The 14,949-nt window shown below is 71.9% G+C and carries 18 protein-coding genes; 11 read left to right on the top strand and 7 right to left on the bottom strand.

What is annotated here, in order from left to right:
• Nucleotides 1–34 precede the first annotated feature (34 nt).
• Nucleotides 35–973 carry a DMT family transporter gene (locus AC07CM_RS17420; RefSeq protein ID WP_478877249.1) on the top strand — a complete coding sequence of 313 codons (939 nt, stop codon included), beginning with the start codon at nt 35–37 and terminating at the stop codon, nt 971–973.
• Nucleotides 974–989: 16 nt separating this feature from the next.
• Here AC07CM_RS17420 and AC07CM_RS17415 read toward each other — a convergent pair whose 3' ends face one another.
• Nucleotides 990–1,673 (bottom strand): pyridoxamine 5'-phosphate oxidase family protein, encoded by a 684-nt coding sequence (locus AC07CM_RS17415; RefSeq protein WP_478877248.1) that lies wholly within the window; start codon nt 1,671–1,673, stop codon nt 990–992.
• Nucleotides 1,674–1,708: 35 nt separating this feature from the next.
• Between AC07CM_RS17415 and AC07CM_RS17410 the strand changes: the two genes are divergently transcribed.
• Nucleotides 1,709–3,040, top strand: coding sequence for an aminotransferase class I/II-fold pyridoxal phosphate-dependent enzyme (locus AC07CM_RS17410; protein ID WP_478877247.1), 1,332 nt, complete (start codon nt 1,709–1,711; stop codon nt 3,038–3,040).
• A 10-nt stretch (nt 3,041–3,050) separates the two neighbouring features.
• Here the strand turns inward: AC07CM_RS17410 and AC07CM_RS17405 are convergent, their stop codons facing one another.
• On the bottom strand, nt 3,051–3,980 hold the full coding sequence (locus tag AC07CM_RS17405; RefSeq protein WP_478877246.1) for a DMT family transporter: 930 nt from the start codon (nt 3,978–3,980) through the stop codon (nt 3,051–3,053).
• A 74-nt stretch (nt 3,981–4,054) separates the two neighbouring features.
• Between AC07CM_RS17405 and AC07CM_RS17400 the strand changes: the two genes are divergently transcribed.
• A complete protein-coding gene (locus AC07CM_RS17400) occupies nt 4,055–4,957 on the top strand; it encodes a LysR family transcriptional regulator (RefSeq protein ID WP_478877245.1) in 903 nt (300 codons plus the stop codon).
• 3 nt (nt 4,958–4,960) lie between these two features.
• On the opposite strand, the gene AC07CM_RS17395 is transcribed toward AC07CM_RS17400, so the two are convergent.
• Nucleotides 4,961–5,431, bottom strand: coding sequence for a pyridoxamine 5'-phosphate oxidase family protein (locus AC07CM_RS17395; RefSeq protein ID WP_478877244.1), 471 nt, complete (start codon nt 5,429–5,431; stop codon nt 4,961–4,963).
• A gap of 162 nt (nt 5,432–5,593) precedes the next feature.
• Here AC07CM_RS17395 and AC07CM_RS17390 point away from each other — a divergent pair, with 162 nt between their 5' ends.
• Complete coding sequence (locus AC07CM_RS17390; protein WP_478877243.1) at nt 5,594–6,238, top strand: cysteine hydrolase family protein; 645 nt, start codon at nt 5,594–5,596, stop codon at nt 6,236–6,238.
• 6 nt (nt 6,239–6,244) lie between these two features.
• Here AC07CM_RS17390 and AC07CM_RS17385 read toward each other — a convergent pair whose 3' ends face one another.
• Nucleotides 6,245–6,742 carry a Rieske (2Fe-2S) protein gene (locus tag AC07CM_RS17385; protein ID WP_478877242.1) on the bottom strand — a complete coding sequence of 166 codons (498 nt, stop codon included), beginning with the start codon at nt 6,740–6,742 and terminating at the stop codon, nt 6,245–6,247.
• A gap of 174 nt (nt 6,743–6,916) precedes the next feature.
• Here AC07CM_RS17385 and AC07CM_RS17380 point away from each other — a divergent pair, with 174 nt between their 5' ends.
• The 7 genes from AC07CM_RS17380 (at nt 6,917) to AC07CM_RS17350 (ending at nt 13,153) form a co-directional block, all read left to right on the top strand.
• Nucleotides 6,917–7,681: a HipA family kinase gene (locus tag AC07CM_RS17380; protein WP_478877241.1), complete on the top strand. Its 765-nt coding sequence runs from the start codon at nt 6,917–6,919 to the stop codon at nt 7,679–7,681.
• Nucleotides 7,678–8,127 carry a DUF3037 domain-containing protein gene (locus AC07CM_RS17375; protein WP_478877240.1) on the top strand — a complete coding sequence of 150 codons (450 nt, stop codon included), beginning with the start codon at nt 7,678–7,680 and terminating at the stop codon, nt 8,125–8,127. The genes AC07CM_RS17380 and AC07CM_RS17375 overlap by 4 nt, the downstream gene beginning before the upstream one ends.
• 147 nt (nt 8,128–8,274) lie before the next feature.
• Nucleotides 8,275–9,036: a 3-oxoacyl-ACP reductase FabG gene (fabG, locus tag AC07CM_RS17370; protein WP_478877239.1), complete on the top strand. Its 762-nt coding sequence runs from the start codon at nt 8,275–8,277 to the stop codon at nt 9,034–9,036.
• 58 nt (nt 9,037–9,094) lie between these two features.
• Nucleotides 9,095–9,859, top strand: coding sequence for an SDR family oxidoreductase (locus AC07CM_RS17365; RefSeq protein WP_478877238.1), 765 nt, complete (start codon nt 9,095–9,097; stop codon nt 9,857–9,859).
• Nucleotides 9,860–10,060: 201 nt separating this feature from the next.
• Nucleotides 10,061–11,638 carry an ABC transporter substrate-binding protein gene (locus AC07CM_RS17360; protein ID WP_478877237.1) on the top strand — a complete coding sequence of 526 codons (1,578 nt, stop codon included), beginning with the start codon at nt 10,061–10,063 and terminating at the stop codon, nt 11,636–11,638.
• Nucleotides 11,639–11,734: 96 nt separating this feature from the next.
• On the top strand, nt 11,735–12,418 hold the full coding sequence (locus AC07CM_RS17355; RefSeq protein WP_478877236.1) for a uracil-DNA glycosylase: 684 nt from the start codon (nt 11,735–11,737) through the stop codon (nt 12,416–12,418).
• A 213-nt stretch (nt 12,419–12,631) separates the two neighbouring features.
• Nucleotides 12,632–13,153 (top strand): hypothetical protein, encoded by a 522-nt coding sequence (locus tag AC07CM_RS17350; RefSeq protein ID WP_478877235.1) that lies wholly within the window; start codon nt 12,632–12,634, stop codon nt 13,151–13,153.
• Between the two features lie 43 nt (nt 13,154–13,196).
• Here AC07CM_RS17350 and AC07CM_RS17345 read toward each other — a convergent pair whose 3' ends face one another.
• The 3 genes from AC07CM_RS17345 to AC07CM_RS17335 all read right to left on the bottom strand — a co-directional run bounded on the left by AC07CM_RS17345 (nt 13,197) and on the right by AC07CM_RS17335 (nt 14,922).
• The gene (locus tag AC07CM_RS17345; RefSeq protein WP_478877234.1) at nt 13,197–13,658 is read right to left on the bottom strand and encodes a hypothetical protein; all 462 of its coding nucleotides are present in this window, start codon (nt 13,656–13,658) and stop codon (nt 13,197–13,199) included.
• Nucleotides 13,659–13,774: 116 nt separating this feature from the next.
• Nucleotides 13,775–14,287 (bottom strand): DinB family protein, encoded by a 513-nt coding sequence (locus AC07CM_RS17340; protein WP_478877233.1) that lies wholly within the window; start codon nt 14,285–14,287, stop codon nt 13,775–13,777.
• A gap of 44 nt (nt 14,288–14,331) precedes the next feature.
• Nucleotides 14,332–14,922 (bottom strand): TetR/AcrR family transcriptional regulator, encoded by a 591-nt coding sequence (locus tag AC07CM_RS17335; RefSeq protein ID WP_478877232.1) that lies wholly within the window; start codon nt 14,920–14,922, stop codon nt 14,332–14,334.
• Nucleotides 14,923–14,949: the final 27 nt, after the last annotated feature.

Here is a 14,949-nt window from a genome sequence, read left to right as displayed (position 1 = left end):
CCGCACCTTCGTGCGCCTCTGCGGAGAAAACCTCGTGTCGAACGCTGCCTCTGGCCTGCCCGTCGGGCGTGGCCTGCTCTACCTGATCGTCACCGGTGCCACCTGGGGCACCGTGGGCGCCGCCGCCTCCCTGGTCTACCGGGCCGGCGACATGGGCCCCTTCGCCCTCTCCTTCTGGCGCTGCGCCGCCGGGCTCGTGCTGCTCCTGGCCGGGCGTCTGCTGCGCTCCCGGGGCCGTTGCGCCGCCCGCGAACCGCTGCGCCGCAGGGCCGGCAGGGCCCTCGCCACCGGTCTCGGGCTCGCGGTGTTCCAGACCGCCTACTTCGCGGCCGTCGCGTCGACCGGGCTGGCCGTGGCCACCGTGGTCACCCTCGGCGCCGGACCCGTCCTCATCGCGATCGGCGCCCGGCTCGCGCTGGGGGAGCGGCTGGGCGCGGGCGGCGTCCTCGCGGTCGGCGGGGCCCTCGCCGGGCTGGTCGTGCTGACACTGGGAGGCTCGGCCGCGACCGTCCGGCCGCTGGGCGTGCTCTACGCCCTCGTGTCGGCGGCCGGTTACTCGGCGATGACGCTGCTGACCCGGTGGTGGGGGCGCGACGCCGGTGCCGGCGCCTCCGGCACCACCGTCGGGGCCTTCGGGGTCACCGCCCTGTGCCTGTTGCCGTTCGCCCTGGTCGAGGGGCTGTTCCCGCACACCGACCACCCGGTGCGGCTGCTGGTGCTTCTCGGGTACATCGCGTCCGTCCCGACGGCACTCGCCTACGCCCTCTACTTCGCGGGCGCCGCCGTCGTACGGTCCGCCACCGTCTCCGTGATCATGCTGCTGGAGCCGGTGACGGCGGCCGTGCTGGCCGTCGTCCTGCTCGGCGAGCACCTGACGGCGGCCACCGTGACCGGCACCCTGCTGATGCTCGGCGCGGTCGCGGGCCTGGCGTCGAGCGAGGCCCGCGCGCACCGGGAGCCGGTCCCCGTGTGACCCCGGGCGGCTCGGGTCACCGCGCGGCCAGGTACTCCGGCAGCTCGACGCCGGGTGCCAGGTCGGCGTTGGCGACGGGGGTGTCGTAGCCCTTGCGGAGCGGGACGACCCCCGCCCAGTGCGGCAGGGAGAGGTCCTCGGGCTCGTCGTTCGCGCCGCCCGTGCGGATCTTGGCGGAGACCTGGTCGAGGTCGAGGCGGATCACCGCGGTGGCGGCCAGTTCCTTCTTGTTCGCGGGCCTGGAGTCGGCGGCCCGGCCCGGCACCACGTGGTCCACCAGGGCGTCCAGGGCCAGCCGCCGCTCCTCGGGGTCGGTGACCTCGTGCGCGACGCCGTGCACCACCACGGAGCGGTAGTTGATCGAGTGGTGGAAGGCGGAGCGGGCCAGGACGAGCCCGTCGACATGGGTGACCGTCAGGCACACCTCGAGGCCCGGGTCGGCCTCACCTGTCATGCGCAGCGGCCGCGAACCGGTGGACCCGTGGACGTAGAGCCGCTCGCCGACCCGGCCGTACAGCGTGGGCAGCACCACCGGGGCGCCGTCGCGGACGAAGCCCAGATGGCAGACGTAGCCCTCGTCGAGTATCGCGTGCACCACGTCCTTGTCGTACGACGCCCGCTGCGCGGAACGCGTGGGCACCGTGCGGTCGGTCGGGGTGTACGCGGCGGGCTGCGGCTGCGTTTCCTGGGTCCCCTGCATGGTGTTCTCCATTGCACTAGTGCATAATTAGTTTTGTGCTAGGAGAGTATCCGATTCAGGGGCAGGGCGCAGCCGAGATCGCCGCCAGTGTCGAGCGAGCGGTCGGCTCCGGGGAGCTGGAGCCGGGCCAACCACTGCCTCCCATGCGGGAGTTGGCGGTCCGGCTCGGGGTGAACGCGAACACCGTGGCGGCCGCCTACCGCACCCTGCGCGAGCGCGGGGTGATCGAGACCGCCGGGCGGCGGGGCAGCAGGGTCCGGCCGAAGCCGGCCACGACCGGGCGTGAGCAGATCAGGGTGGACGTGCCCGAGGGGGTGCGGGACGTCGCCGACGGCAACCCGGACCCCGCGCTGCTGCCACACCTGGCGGAGGCGTTCGCGGCGGCCGCGGCGCGGAGCGACCGGGAACCGGTGCTGTACGGGCACGATCCGGTGGAGCCCGAGCTGGCGCACCTCGCCCGCACCGCCCTGGACGCCGACGGGGTGCCGGACGGCCCCGTCACCGTGGCATCCGGCTCCCTGGACGCCGTCGAGCGGGTCCTCGCCGCGCACCTCAAGCCGGGTGACCGGGTGGCCGTGGAAGACCCCGGCTGGGGCAGCCTGCTGGATCTGGTCCCGGCGCTCGGACTGCGCACCGTGCCCGTCGGCGTCGACGACGAAGGGCCGCGCCCCGAGGAGGTCCGCCGCGCGCTGGAGTCCGGGGCGAGGGCCCTGATCGTCACGGATCGGGCGCAGAACCCCACCGGCGCCGCGCTGACCGCCCCGCGCGCGCGTGCGCTCCGGTCCGTGCTGCGGGAGTACCCCGAGACGTTGCTGATCGAGGACGACCACGGCCACGGCATCGTCGACGTGCCCCTGCATCCGCTCGCCGGGTCCACCCGGCACTGGGCCTTCGTGCGTTCCGCGGCCAAGGCCTGGGGCCCGGATCTGCGCCTGGCGGTGTTCACCGGGGACGACGTCACGGTCGACCGGGTGCGGGGGCGGCAGCGGCTGGGTCCCGGGTGGGTGAGCCGGCTCGTCCAGCGGGCCGTGGTGCGGCTGTGGAGCGACGGCGCGGTGGACACGCGCGAGGTGGCGGCCTCGTACGGCGCCCGCCGGGACGCCCTGGTCGAGGCGCTGGCCGAACGCGGTGTGACGGCGCGCGGCCGCAGCGGCATGAACGTCTGGGTGCCGGTCCCCGACGAGACGGGCGTGGTGGCCCGACTGCTCCACGCGGGCTGGGCGGTCACTCCGGGAGCCCGGTTCCGCCTGAACGCACCACCGGGGATCCGCGTCACGATCTCGACGCTGACCCCGGAGGAGACGGGTCCCCTGGCGGACGCGGTAGCGGCGGCGATGGGTCCGACACCGGTGCGAACCTACGTGTGAGCAGGCCCTTTCAGGCCTTCTTCCGCACCTGGGTGAGCGCGGCCCCCGCAAGAACGATCACCGCGCCCACCGGCGTGGTCCACCGCAGCGACTCTCCGAGAATCGCCACTCCCGCGGCCGTGGCGATGACCGGGATGAAATAGGTGACCATCTGCGCCGTGGTGGGCCCGACCTCCGCGACCAACCCGTACTGGATGAGCACCGCAAGCCCCGTCCCCAGAGCCCCCAGCGCGGCGACGGCCAGCAGCGGAGCGACCGGGAAGCGGGTCGGGAACGAGGTGAACAGCGGTGTGACGACGGCAAGTTGCAGCGTCGCCAACAGCAGCTGCGCCCCCGTCATCGACAGATGGGAGTTGCCCGTCCCGGCCAGCGTCCGCCGCACGTAGATCCAGCCGACCGGATAGCTCAGCGACGCCAGCAGCGCCATCGCCGTACCCGTGGCATCCAGACCGTGGAACCCCTGCCACGCCCCCAGCACGGTCAGCACCCCCAGGAACCCCAGGCCGAGGCCGGCGAAGCGAACCCGTGTCGGCCGGTCCTCGGAGAGCGCGACCAGGGACAGCGCCATTCCCCACAGCGGCGAGGTGGCGTTGCAGATCCCGGCCAGCGTGGAGGGGATGGTCAGCTCCGAGTAGGCGAAGAGGGAGAACGGAAGCGCGTTCAGGAAGAAGGCGGCGACCGCCAGGTGCCCCCAGGTGCGCGCCCCGCGCGGCAGCCGCTCCCGCTTCACGGCCATCGCCGCCGCCAGGACCGCCGTACCGAACACCAGCCGACCCAGGGTGACCTGGAAGGGTGCGTAACTCTCCGTGCCCACCTTGATCAGCAGGAAGCTGAAGCCCCAGATCAGCGACAGGGCGCCGAAGCGGAGCCGCCAGTCGAGGCGGGGGCGGGGAGGGGCGGTGGCGGGGGACTGCGTCCTGGATGCGGTGACCGTGCTCATGACCTCAACGATGCTGGAGGCAACCTCGTAGCACAATCGAAATTTCTCACCTGATACCTCTTAGAATCACTTACATGTTGAACCTCGAGCGCCTGCGCACCCTCGACGCCCTCGCCCGGCACGGCTCGGTCAGCGCCGCCGCCGACGCGCTGCACGTCACCACGTCCGCGGTCTCCCAGCAGCTGGGCAAGCTGGAGCGTGAGGTCGGCCAGCGGCTGCTCGCCAAGAACGGGCGCGGAGTACGGCTCACGGACGCCGGGCGACTGCTGTCAGAGCACGCGGCGCGGATCCTCTCGCAGGTGGAGCTCGCCCAGTCCGACCTGGAGGCGCACCGCGGCCAGGTCGTCGGCGAACTGCGCCTCTCGGCGTTCCCGACCGCCGCCCGCGGCCTGTTCCCGACGGCGCTCGCCGCCCTGCGCGCCCAGCACCCGGGGCTGCGGGTGCGCTCCAGCGAACTCGAACCCGAGCAGGGCATCGCCGGCGTCGTGCGCGGCGACCTCGACCTCGCGGTCGTCCTGGACTGGTACAACAAGCCGATGCCCGTGCCCGACGGCCTGGTCAAGGCGCCCCTGCTGGACGATCCGGCCGATGTCGCCATGCCCGTGGGCCACCGGCTCGCGGACCGGGACGAGGTGGACCTCGCCGAGTTCGCGGAGGACGAGTGGATCACCTGGGGCGAGGGCGAGTTCTGCCACGAGTGGCTGATGTTCACGCTGCGCTCGAAGGGCATCGAGCCGATCGTCGGCCACCGCGCCGGCGAGACCCACACCCAGCTCGGCCTGGTGGCTGCCGGGTTGGGCGTGTGCATCGCACCGTTGCTGGGCCGGCACCCGGTGCCCCCGGGCATCGTCATGATCCCGCTCAGCCAGCGCGTGCGCCGGCATGTGTACGTCGTCTGGCGGGCCGACGCGGACCGCCGCCCCTCGATCCGCGCGGCGGTCGAGGCCCTGCGGGCGGCGGCCCGGCAGCTCGGCTGACCGCTACGGCGCCCCCAGCTTCCGGAAGTCCCAGGACACGGTCTTCTCCGGGGTCAGCCGGGCCCAGGCGTGCCTGCCGTCGTGCGGCATCTCGTCCAGCCCGAAGTTCTTGCGCGCGAACAGCGTCTCCGCCGTGTCGAGTTCGGCGCACAGTTCCCCGGTCCGCGGCACCTCGCCCACGAACTCCACCCGCCCGGACAGCTCGACCCCGCGCAACTGGTCGTACTCCTCGCCCGAGTCGACCACGACCGCCACCCGGGGGTCGCGGCGCAGCTGGGCCCAGCGCCTGCTGCGCACCACCGAGTACAGCCACAGCGAGGTGCCGTCCCAGGCGAACCACAGCGCGCTCACATGCGGCGCGCCGTCCGCCGAGACGGTCGCGACCCGGCAGGTGCGCTGGCTCGTGAGGAACTCGTCCAGCTCACCGGGCGTCATCATGATCTTCCGGCCCCGGCGCTGCTGAGTGACGGTCATACGGCCCCCTCTTCTCCCACGTCGTGCCAGAGGAACTTCCGTGCTGTGTTGATCCTCTGACATCACGTCAGAAAAGGGAATGGCCCCTCCGTCGGCTCGTCTTCCCCTCGCGAGCCGGGGTGGTTACTCTCACCGCCCCGCACCTCGGCGAAAGGAGGCGCCATGCCGTCGTACGAAGCGCTGGGCGACCTGCTCGATCGCGCGGCGACCGTGCTGCTGACCGTGGAGTGCCAGCAGGGGGTGGTCGGCCCGGACAGCGCGCTGCCCGAACTCGCCCGCGAGGCCCGCTCCTCCGGCGCCCTGCGCAACGTCGCCCGGCTGGTCGCCGCCGCGCACGAGAGCGGGGTGCAGGTGATCCACGCCATCGCCGAGCGCCGCCCGGACGGCCGCGGCGCCGGCCGCAACGCCCGCCTCTTCCGGGCCGCCGAACGGCTCCCCGTACAGCAGTTGAGCGGCAGCACGGCGGTGCGGGTGGCGCCGCCGATCGAGGTCACCGAGGATGATCTCGTCGTGCGACGGCTGCACGGCCTGTCCCCGGTCCAGGGCACCGAGGTCGACGCGTTGCTGCGCAATCTCGGCTGCCGCACCCTGATCGTCACCGGCGTCTCGGCCAACGTGGCGATCCCGAACGCGGTGTTCGACGCGGTCAACCGCGGCTACACCGCCGTCGTCCCGGCCGACGCCATCGCGGGCGTGCCCGCCGACTACACACCCGTCATGATCCGCAACACCCTCGCCCTGGTCGCCACCGTCACGACCACGGACGAGGTGCTCGGCTGCTTCGAACGGCCGCGCCAGCGGGCGTGACGCGGCTCAGGCCAGCTTGATCTCGTCGCCGGAGACGGTGATCTTCGTGGCGGGCAGCGCCTGGGTCGCGGGACCCTGCTTCACGCTCCCGTCCTCGACGGAGAAGTGGCTCTTGTGGCACGGACAGACGATCACGCCGTTCTCGATGCTGCTCACCGCGCAGCCCTGGTGCGTGCACTTCGAGGAGAACGCCTTGTAGGTGCCCGACGAGGGCTGCGTGACCACCACGCCCTGGTCCTTGAAGATCTTGCCGCCTCCCTCCGGGATGTCCGAGGTCTTGGCGAGCGCCGTGCCGCCGGCCGCGGAGCCGCCGTTCTGCGCGGAGCCGGTGGAGCCGGTGGAGCCTGCGGCACCGGAGGATCCGGACCCGGTGTCGACGGTGTTCGACGAGTCGTCGCCCGAACCGCAGGCGGTCAGCGCGGCGGCGAGCCCGGCCGCTCCGGCCGCCGCCACGACGGTACGGCGGGCCGGTCCCGATTCGGGCTTGAGCGATGCGCTGGTCATGTGGGCGTTCCCTTCCGCGGAGCTGTTCGTGATCCGCCCAGGGGTACGGTCCTGGGGCGCCACCCGTTCAGACGGCACCCAGATCCTTGCCCCGGGGCATGAGACCGCCGCGAACCACGGCTGTCGGTCAGCTGTCTACCAGGCCCGGCGGCCCCGTCCCAGTAACCTGGGGCGATGCTCAAGGAAGTCACCGCGACGCGCTACATCACGCCTCTGCGTGAGGGCGGCTCGCTGCCGGGGCTCGTCGAGGCCGACGACTTCGGGACGTACGTCATGAAGTTCACCGGTGCGGGACAGGGCCGCAAGACACTGGTCGCCGAGGTCGTCTGCGGCGAACTCGCCCGCAGGCTCGGACTGCGGATGCCCCGCCTGGTCACCGTCCAGCTGGACTCCGTCCTGGGGCTCGGCGAACCCGAGCAGCAGGTGCAGGAGCTGCTGCGGTCCAGCGGCGGCACCAACCTCGGCATGGACTTCCTCTCCGGCGCGCTCGGCTACGACCCGCTCGCCTTCCCGGTGAGCCCCGGGGAGGCCGGGCGGATCGTCTGGTTCGACGCGCTGATCAACAACGTGGACCGCTCCTGGCGCAACCCCAACCTCCTGGTGCACCGCGGCGAGCTGTGGCTCATCGACCACGGCGCCACGATGATCTGGCACCACAACTGGCCCTCCGCCGAGGCCTCGGCGGCCCGTCCCTACGACGCCTCCGACCACGCCCTCGCCCGCTTCGCCCCGGACGTGACCGCCGCCGCGGCCGAGCTGGCCCCCCGGGTCACCGAGGACCTCCTCACCGAGGTCACCGCCGAGATCCCGGACGCCTGGCTCGCCGACGAGCCCGGCTTCGACACCCCGGACGACCTCCGCAGGGCCTACGTCCGGCCGCTGCTCGCCCGGGCCGCCGTCATCGCCGAGCGCATCACCGGCATCGAGGAGGACAAGTGAGCGAGCGCCACATTCACATGGCCGGTCATGTGACCGAGCGCCACATCACCCGGGCGGGCCAGGGCGGTGACCGGGACGTGTTCGAGTACGCGCTGCTGCGGGTCGTACCCCGCGTCGAGCGCGGCGAGTGCATCAACGCGGGCGTGGTCGTCTACTGCCGCGCCCGGGCCTACGTGGGAGCCCGCACCCATCTCGACGAGGCCCGGCTGCTGGCCCTCGACCCGGCCGCCGACGTGGCCGGGGTGCGGGCCGCGCTCGGCGCGGTCGAACGCCACTGCGCGGGTGGGCAGGAGGCCGGGCAGGCGGCCGGCGACGACGCGGGGCGCCGCTACCGCTGGCTGATCGCGCCGCGCTCCACCATCGTGCAACCCGGGCCGGTGCACACCGGTCTGACCACGGATCCGGCGGCCGAGACCGAGCGCCTGCTGGACCTCCTGGTGAGGTAATGGATCACACCGGCCCGGTGTCCCGTTGACACCGGGTGCCAGGGCTTCTAGCGTCACGGGTGTTGAAGGTACTAAGCGGTCGCTCACCGCATGGTTGGCTCACTCAGGAGCCAGACAGGTTCTCTCAAGGGCGAGGAGAAGCAGCACATGTCCACCACTGAACAGCGGGTCGCGGTAGTCACCGGCGGGGCGCGCGGTATCGGCGCCGCCACCGCCGTACGACTGGCCGCCGAGGGTCGTGCGGTCGCCGTGATCGACCTGGACGAGGCCGCCTGCAAGGACACCGTCGAGAAGATCACCGCGGCCGGCGGCAAGGCCATCGCGGTCGGCGCGGACGTCTCCGACGAGGCGCAGGTCGAGGCGGCCGTCGCCCGGATCGTGGCGGAGCTGGGCGCCCCGACGATCCTGGTCAACAACGCGGGCGTGCTGCGCGACAACCTGCTGTTCAAGATGAGCGTCTCCGACTGGGACACCGTCATGAACGTGCACCTGCGCGGCTCGTTCCTGATGACCAAGGCCGTCCAGAAGCACATGGTCGACGCGGGCTTCGGCCGGGTCGTCAACCTCTCCTCCTCCTCGGCGCTCGGCAACCGCGGCCAGGTCAACTACTCCGCCGCCAAGGCCGGTCTGCAGGGCTTCACCAAGACCCTCGCCCTCGAACTGGGCAAGTTCGGCATCACCGCCAACGCCGTCGCCCCCGGCTTCATCGCCACCGAGATGACCAAGGCCACCGCCGACCGCGTCGGCATGGGCTTCGACGACTTCAAGAAGGCCGCCGCCACCCAGATCCCGGTGCAGCGCGTCGGTGAGCCCGAGGACATCGCCAACGCCATCGCCTTCTTCACCGGCGAGGCGGCCGGCTTCGTCTCCGGCCAGGTGCTGTACGTCGCCGGCGGACCGCTGGACTAGGGCTTCGGGGAAACTCGGGAAAACTCGGGGAAACTCAGAAAAACGGAGAACAACGGACATGACTGAACTCCCGGAGCTTTCCGGCAAGGTCGCCCTGGTCACGGGCGCGAGCCGCGGCATCGGCTACGGCGTCGCCGAGGCGCTGGTCGCCCGCGGTGACCGCGTGTGCATCACCGGCCGCAACGAGGACGCCCTGAAGGAGGCCGTCGAGCAGCTCGGCGCCGAACGGGTCATCGCCGTCGCCGGCAAGGCCCACGACCTCGCCCACCAGGCCGAGGCCGTCGAGCGCACCATGGAGGCCTTCGGCCGCGTCGACCACCTGATCAACAACGCGGGCACCAACCCGGTCTTCGGGCCCATCGCGGACCTCGACCTGGACGTCGCCCGCAAGGTGTTCGAGACCAACGTGATCTCGGCGCTCGGCTTCGCCCAGAAGACCTGGCACGCCTGGCAGAAGGACAACGGCGGCGCGATCGTCAACATCGCCTCGATCGCGGGTCTCGCGCCCTCGCCGTTCATCGGCGCCTACGGCGTCAGCAAGGCCGCGATGATCAACCTGACCCAGCAGCTCGCGCACGAGTTCGCGCCCAAGGTGCGGGTCAACGCCATCGCCCCGGCCGTCGTGAAGACCAAGTTCGCCCAGGCCCTGTACGAGGGCCGGGAGGCGGAGGCGGCCGCCGCCTACCCGCTCGGCCGGCTCGGCGTGCCCTCCGACATCGGCGGGGCGGCCGCGTTCCTCACCTCCACGCAGTCCGACTGGGTCACCGGCCAGACGCTCGTCGTGGACGGCGGCATCTTCCTCAACGCCGGCGTGGGCGCCTGACCCGCTCCGTCCGGTCGTCTCGTTCGGGCGCCGTTTCCCAGCGGAACGGCGCCCGAAACGCTGTACGGGGTGCGCACAGTGCCATGACAACGTCGTCATAGCTCAATCGATCAAGAAGTCCTGCTCCGGAGGAGGTTCGGGGGGCCGGACGCTGCGGTATGGTCTGCCGACCCTTGGTATGGCAGATCGAGGAGCGTGCGCGTGTTCAACCGGAACCGATTCCTGCGGAGAGTCGCGGCGATCGCGTCCCTATCCCTGGTGGCGGGCTGCGGTCTGCTGTCCGACGGCGATCCCGACAGCAAGGGCCCGATCGTCGTGGGCACCACCAGCGCCCCCAGTACGCTGGACCCGGCCGGCGCCTGGGACGGGTCCTGGGAGCTGTACCGCAACATCTTCCAGACGCTCCTCGCCTACCCGAACGGTGCCACCACCCCGCAGCCCGACGCCGCTGAGCGCTGCTCCTTCACGGACTCCAGCAGCCGGACCTACCGCTGCAAGCTGCGTGGGGGCCTGAAGTTCGCCGACGGCGACCCGCTGAACGCCGAGGCCGTCCAGCACTCGATCAACCGCATCCGCACCATCAACGCTCCGAGCGGCCCCGCCGGACTGCTCGGCAGCCTGGACCGGGTGGAGGCGGTCGGCGACAGCGAGGTGGTCTTCCACCTCAACCAGTCCGACGCCACGTTCCCGTTCGTGCTGGCCACCCCCGCCATGTCGATCGTCGACCCCGACGACTACCCGGCGAACTCCCTGCGCAAGGACAACCAGGTCTTCGGCTCCGGGCCGTACAAGCTCCAGTCGTACCAGGAGGGCAAGCAGGCCGTCCTGGTCCGCAACGACCACTACGAGGGCTTCGCCGACCGGCAGAACAGCGCGGTGACCATCCGCTACTTCCAGGACTCGGCCAGCATGGTCAAGGCGCTGCGCGACAAGCAGATCGACGTCACCTACCGCGGTCTGGCCGCCGACGACATCATCACCCTGCAGCGGCAGGGCAACTCCGACCTGCAACTGGTGGACGGCGCGGGCACCGACATCAGCTACCTGGTGTTCAACCCCAAGGACCCGTGGGCCAAGCAGCCCGCCGTCCGCAAGGCCATCGCCCAGGTCGTCGACCGCGGCGCGATCGCGCACAAGGTCTACATGGACACCGTGGACCCGCTGTACTCCATGGTCCCCAAGGGCCTGACCGCCCACACCACGGCCTTCTTCGACAGCTTCGGCGACCCGAACGTCCCCAAGGCCCGCAAGATCCTGACGAACGCGGGCATCACCCAGCGTGTCCCGCTCACCCTCTGGTACACCACCGACCGCTACGGCTCCGAGACGGCCGTGATGTTCAAGGAGCTGAAGCGGCAGCTGGAGGCCTCGGGCCTGTTCACGATCACCCTCAAGAGCCGCCCCTGGAAGACCTACGTGGTCGGCTACCAGAAGGGCGAGTACCCGGTGTTCGGCCGCGGTTGGTTCCCGGACTTCCCCGACGCCGACAACTTCATCGCGCCGTTCGTCGGTGACCACAACGCCCTCGGTACGCCCTACCCCTCCAAGCAGATCACCTCGGTGCTGCTGCCCCGCTCGCGCGCCCAGAGCGACCGCGCGAAGGTGGTGAAGGACCTGGAGGAGGCCCAGCAGATCATGGTGAACGACGCCCGGCTGCTGCCGCTGTGGCAGGGCAGGCAGTTCATCGCGGCCAACGACGACATCTCGGGCGGCGAGCAGGCCCTCGACCCGTCCACGATCATGATGATGTGGGAGCTGCACCGCAAGACCAGCTGGTGAACACCCTCGCGGCACCGGTTGTCAGTGGTCGCCTGTAGGTTCTGAGGCCTGAAGTGACCGCACGCCGTAGTTGATTGACATCGTGAGGACGTTGACGTGACCGACATCGCCATGCTGCCCGAGTCCTGGCGCGGGGTTCTGGGCGACGAACTGCAGCAGCCCTACTTCAAGGAGCTGACCGAGTTCGTCGAGGAGGAGCGGGCGAAGGGTCCCGTCCACCCGCCGCGCGAGGAGGTCTTCGCGGCGCTGGACGCCACGCCGTACGACAAGGTCAAGGTCCTCGTCCTCGGCCAGGACCCGTACCACGGCGAGGGTCAGGGCCACGGCCTGTGCTTCTCCGTCCGGCCGGGCGTGAAGACCCCGCCGTCCCTCCGGAACATCTACAAGGAGATGCGCGAGGAGCTGGGCCTGCCCGTCCCGGACAACGGCTATCTGATGCCGTGGGCGCAGCAGGGCGTGCTGCTGCTCAACGCGGTGCTCACCGTCCGGGGCGGCGAGGCCAACTCGCACAAGGGCAAGGGCTGGGAGAAGTTCACCGACGCCGTCATCCGCGCCGTGGCCTCCCGGCCCGACCCGGCGGTCTTCGTGCTGTGGGGCAACTACGCGCAGAAGAAGCTCCCGCTGATCGACGAGAGCCGGCACATCGTGGTCAAGGGCGCGCACCCCTCCCCGCTGTCCGCGAAGAAGTTCTTCGGCTCCCGCCCGTTCACGCAGATCAACGAGGCGATCGCCCTGCAGGGGCATGAGCCGGTCGACTGGCGCATCCCGAACCTGGCCTGACCGGCGACAGGAGCGGTGGAGCCGGGGGCACCGCAGTTCCCGAAGGGGCGTGGGGCCGCATCGATGTGCGGCTCCGCCGCCTGGGCGTGACCAGCCGCAAGGGACCCGCGCTCGGTCACCGGCCGATCGCACCACGGCGCAGCCTGACCAGGAATGCCGCCGCTCCCGATTACCGTCGGGACCGGACAACCCGGCAAACCCCCGGAGGGCACCGTGGCGGAGCGACAGGAGCAGGCGGCGCCGGATGCCGTGCTGACGCGGATCGGGCAGGTCGTGATGCTGCATCACGGCGGCGACCGCGAGGAGGCCAGGCGCCGCTTCCTGCAGCTGTGGGCGGAGATCGGCGAGGACGGCGCACCGCTGCACCGCTGCACCCTGGCCCACTACCTGGCCGACACCCAGGACGACCCTTCCGACGAACTGGCATGGGACCTGCGGGCGTTGTCCGCGGCGGAGGAACTGGCCGACGGCCGCGGCACCGGTGACCCGGTGAGCGTGCACGCCTTCCTCCCCTCTCTCCACCTCAACCTGGCCGCCGACTACGTCAAGCTCGGCCGCGCCGAGGCCGCCCGCAGCCATTTGCGCCGGGCCCGCCGCGCCTCCGGATCCCTGACCGACGACGGCTACGGCGACGGGGTACGCGCGGCGATCAGCCGTCTGGAGCTGCGCCTCGGCGAGGACGGCTCCGCGGACGGCGACTCCTGGGGGCCGCCCCGGCAGCGGCCGACCGCCTAGGGCCGCTCCGGCGGGCCGTGGTGCGCGCGACCGTGCGGCGGGGTCAACGGCCGTACGCCCGCTCGCAGATCGCCGCCTCGGGGCTGTCCTGACGCCAGCCGCCGTACTCCTTGCCCAGGGCGCAGACGTCCGGAGCGTTCGGGCCGGGCCGCGGCACGTCCGGGACGTCGATGTGGGGCAGCCTCGGGCGGTCCGGGTGCGGCCGGGGCTGCGCGGGCGGCGCCGGCGGGCGCTGGGCGACCGGTGGTGCCGCCGGGGCCCGGTCCGGGGCGGACGCGGCGGCGCGGGGCCGGCGCTTGGACGGGCCGACCATCTCCAGTGCCTCTCGCGCCGGTGCCTGTACCACCCGCGGCCTGGCGCTGCCGTCCGGCCGGGGCGCCGTGGTCTGCCAGCGTGCCGTGTCCGGCGGCGCGGGTGTCGCCTGGCGCTGTACCGTCACACAGCCGGAGAGGGCCGAGACGGCCACGGAGACCAGCAGCGCTGCGGTCGTCGTCGTTCGATGCACCCGCGCAACTCTGCTGGGTCCGCCCCCGCCTTGGCACCGTGCATCGGAGGTGGAGGCACCCGCACGAGTGATCCCGTGCACCATACGGGGGGGTCCTCGGGTGCCGAGGATGACGCTCAGTCGCCGGTGGCGCCGTCGATCCGCTCGCGGACCAGGTCGGCGTGGCCGTTGTGCCGGGCGTACTCCTCGATCATGTGCGTGTAGATCCAGCGGAGGCTGAACGGCTCCTCGGTGAACCGGCTGCTGCCCCGGGAGAGGTCGTCGAGCCCGAAGCCGGCCGCGTTGCGCCGGGCCGTCTCGATCTCCGCCTGCCAGGTGCCGTGGGCCTCCTCCCAGGTGTCGGCCTCGGTGAGGTGGAACTCGCCGTCCCGGTCGTCCTCCGTGTAGTAGATCGGCCCCGGGTCGTCGCCCACCAGCACCTTGCGGAACCAGCCCCGCTCCACCTCCGCCATGTGCCGCACCAGGCCCATGAGGGACAGCTCGGACGGCGGCACGGAAGCGGTGCGCAGCTGCTCGTCGGTCATGCCTTCGCACTTCCAGGCCAGGGTCCGGCGGTGGTAGTCCAGCCAGCCCTCCAGCATGGCGCGTTCACCGGCGTTCTGGGCGGGCTCGTGGCGTTCGCTCGTCATGCCCGCATCCTCGCAACACCGCGCACCGTGCGACCAGCGGGTTTTCAGGCCTCCAGCATTCCCCTCAGCAGCTCCCGCACCCCCCTGCGCACCTCCTCCAGACTCGGCACCCGGGCGCTGAAGGAACCGGCCGCGCAGGAGAACATCAGCCCGTCCGCCCAGGCGATGAGCGACAGCACGTGCCGCGCCGGGTCCGTGGAGCCGACGGCGGTGAGCATCGCGGCCAGCTGCTCCTTGAAGACGGCGCCGGTCGCGTCGTAGAGGGTCCGCAGTTCGGGGCGGCGGGTGGCCTCCAGGGCCAGTTCGTAGCGGGCGATCAGCAGCTCGCGGCCGCCGGTCAGGGAGCGGTGCACCGCCAGCGCCAGCCCCTCGGCCAGAGCGTCGAGCCCGCCGCTCGGGTCCGGCATCTCCTCCACCGCGAGCACCCGCGCCTCCCGCTCGGCGTGCCGCCGCACCGCGAGTTCCAGCAGCGCCTGCCGGGTGCGCGCCACGTTCGAGGTCGAGCCCTGCGGCAGCCCGGCCGCCTCGTCCACCGCCCGGTGCGTCAGCCCGCGCATCCCGCGCTCGGCGAGCAGGGCGAGGGCGGTGTCGGCCACCAGACCGGCGCGGGTCGCGTTCGGGGTGCGTTCGGACATGAGGCGACCCTACCTGTCTCACTACGT

This window comes from Streptomyces sp. NPDC044061 (genome assembly GCF_056434305.1).
Note: the sequence above shows the minus strand (reverse complement) of the source record. Positions and strands in the feature narration are given on the sequence as shown.

What these genes read in the sequence shown, in the direction of transcription:
- AC07CM_RS17415 (WP_478877248.1), bottom strand. Translation starts at nt 1,673, where the DNA reads ATGCAGGGGACCCAGGAAACGCAGCCGCAGCCCGCCGCGTACACCCCG.
- AC07CM_RS17405 (WP_478877246.1), bottom strand. Translation starts at nt 3,980, where the DNA reads ATGAGCACGGTCACCGCATCCAGGACGCAGTCCCCCGCCACCGCCCCT.
- AC07CM_RS17400 (WP_478877245.1), top strand. Translation starts at nt 4,055, where the DNA reads ATGTTGAACCTCGAGCGCCTGCGCACCCTCGACGCCCTCGCCCGGCAC.
- AC07CM_RS17395 (WP_478877244.1), bottom strand. Translation starts at nt 5,431, where the DNA reads ATGACCGTCACTCAGCAGCGCCGGGGCCGGAAGATCATGATGACGCCC.
- AC07CM_RS17390 (WP_478877243.1), top strand. Translation starts at nt 5,594, where the DNA reads ATGCCGTCGTACGAAGCGCTGGGCGACCTGCTCGATCGCGCGGCGACC.
- AC07CM_RS17385 (WP_478877242.1), bottom strand. Translation starts at nt 6,742, where the DNA reads ATGACCAGCGCATCGCTCAAGCCCGAATCGGGACCGGCCCGCCGTACC.
- AC07CM_RS17380 (WP_478877241.1), top strand. Translation starts at nt 6,917, where the DNA reads ATGCTCAAGGAAGTCACCGCGACGCGCTACATCACGCCTCTGCGTGAG.
- fabG (WP_478877239.1), top strand. Translation starts at nt 8,275, where the DNA reads ATGTCCACCACTGAACAGCGGGTCGCGGTAGTCACCGGCGGGGCGCGC.
- AC07CM_RS17365 (WP_478877238.1), top strand. Translation starts at nt 9,095, where the DNA reads ATGACTGAACTCCCGGAGCTTTCCGGCAAGGTCGCCCTGGTCACGGGC.
- AC07CM_RS17340 (WP_478877233.1), bottom strand. Translation starts at nt 14,287, where the DNA reads ATGACGAGCGAACGCCACGAGCCCGCCCAGAACGCCGGTGAACGCGCC.
- AC07CM_RS17335 (WP_478877232.1), bottom strand. Translation starts at nt 14,922, where the DNA reads ATGTCCGAACGCACCCCGAACGCGACCCGCGCCGGTCTGGTGGCCGAC.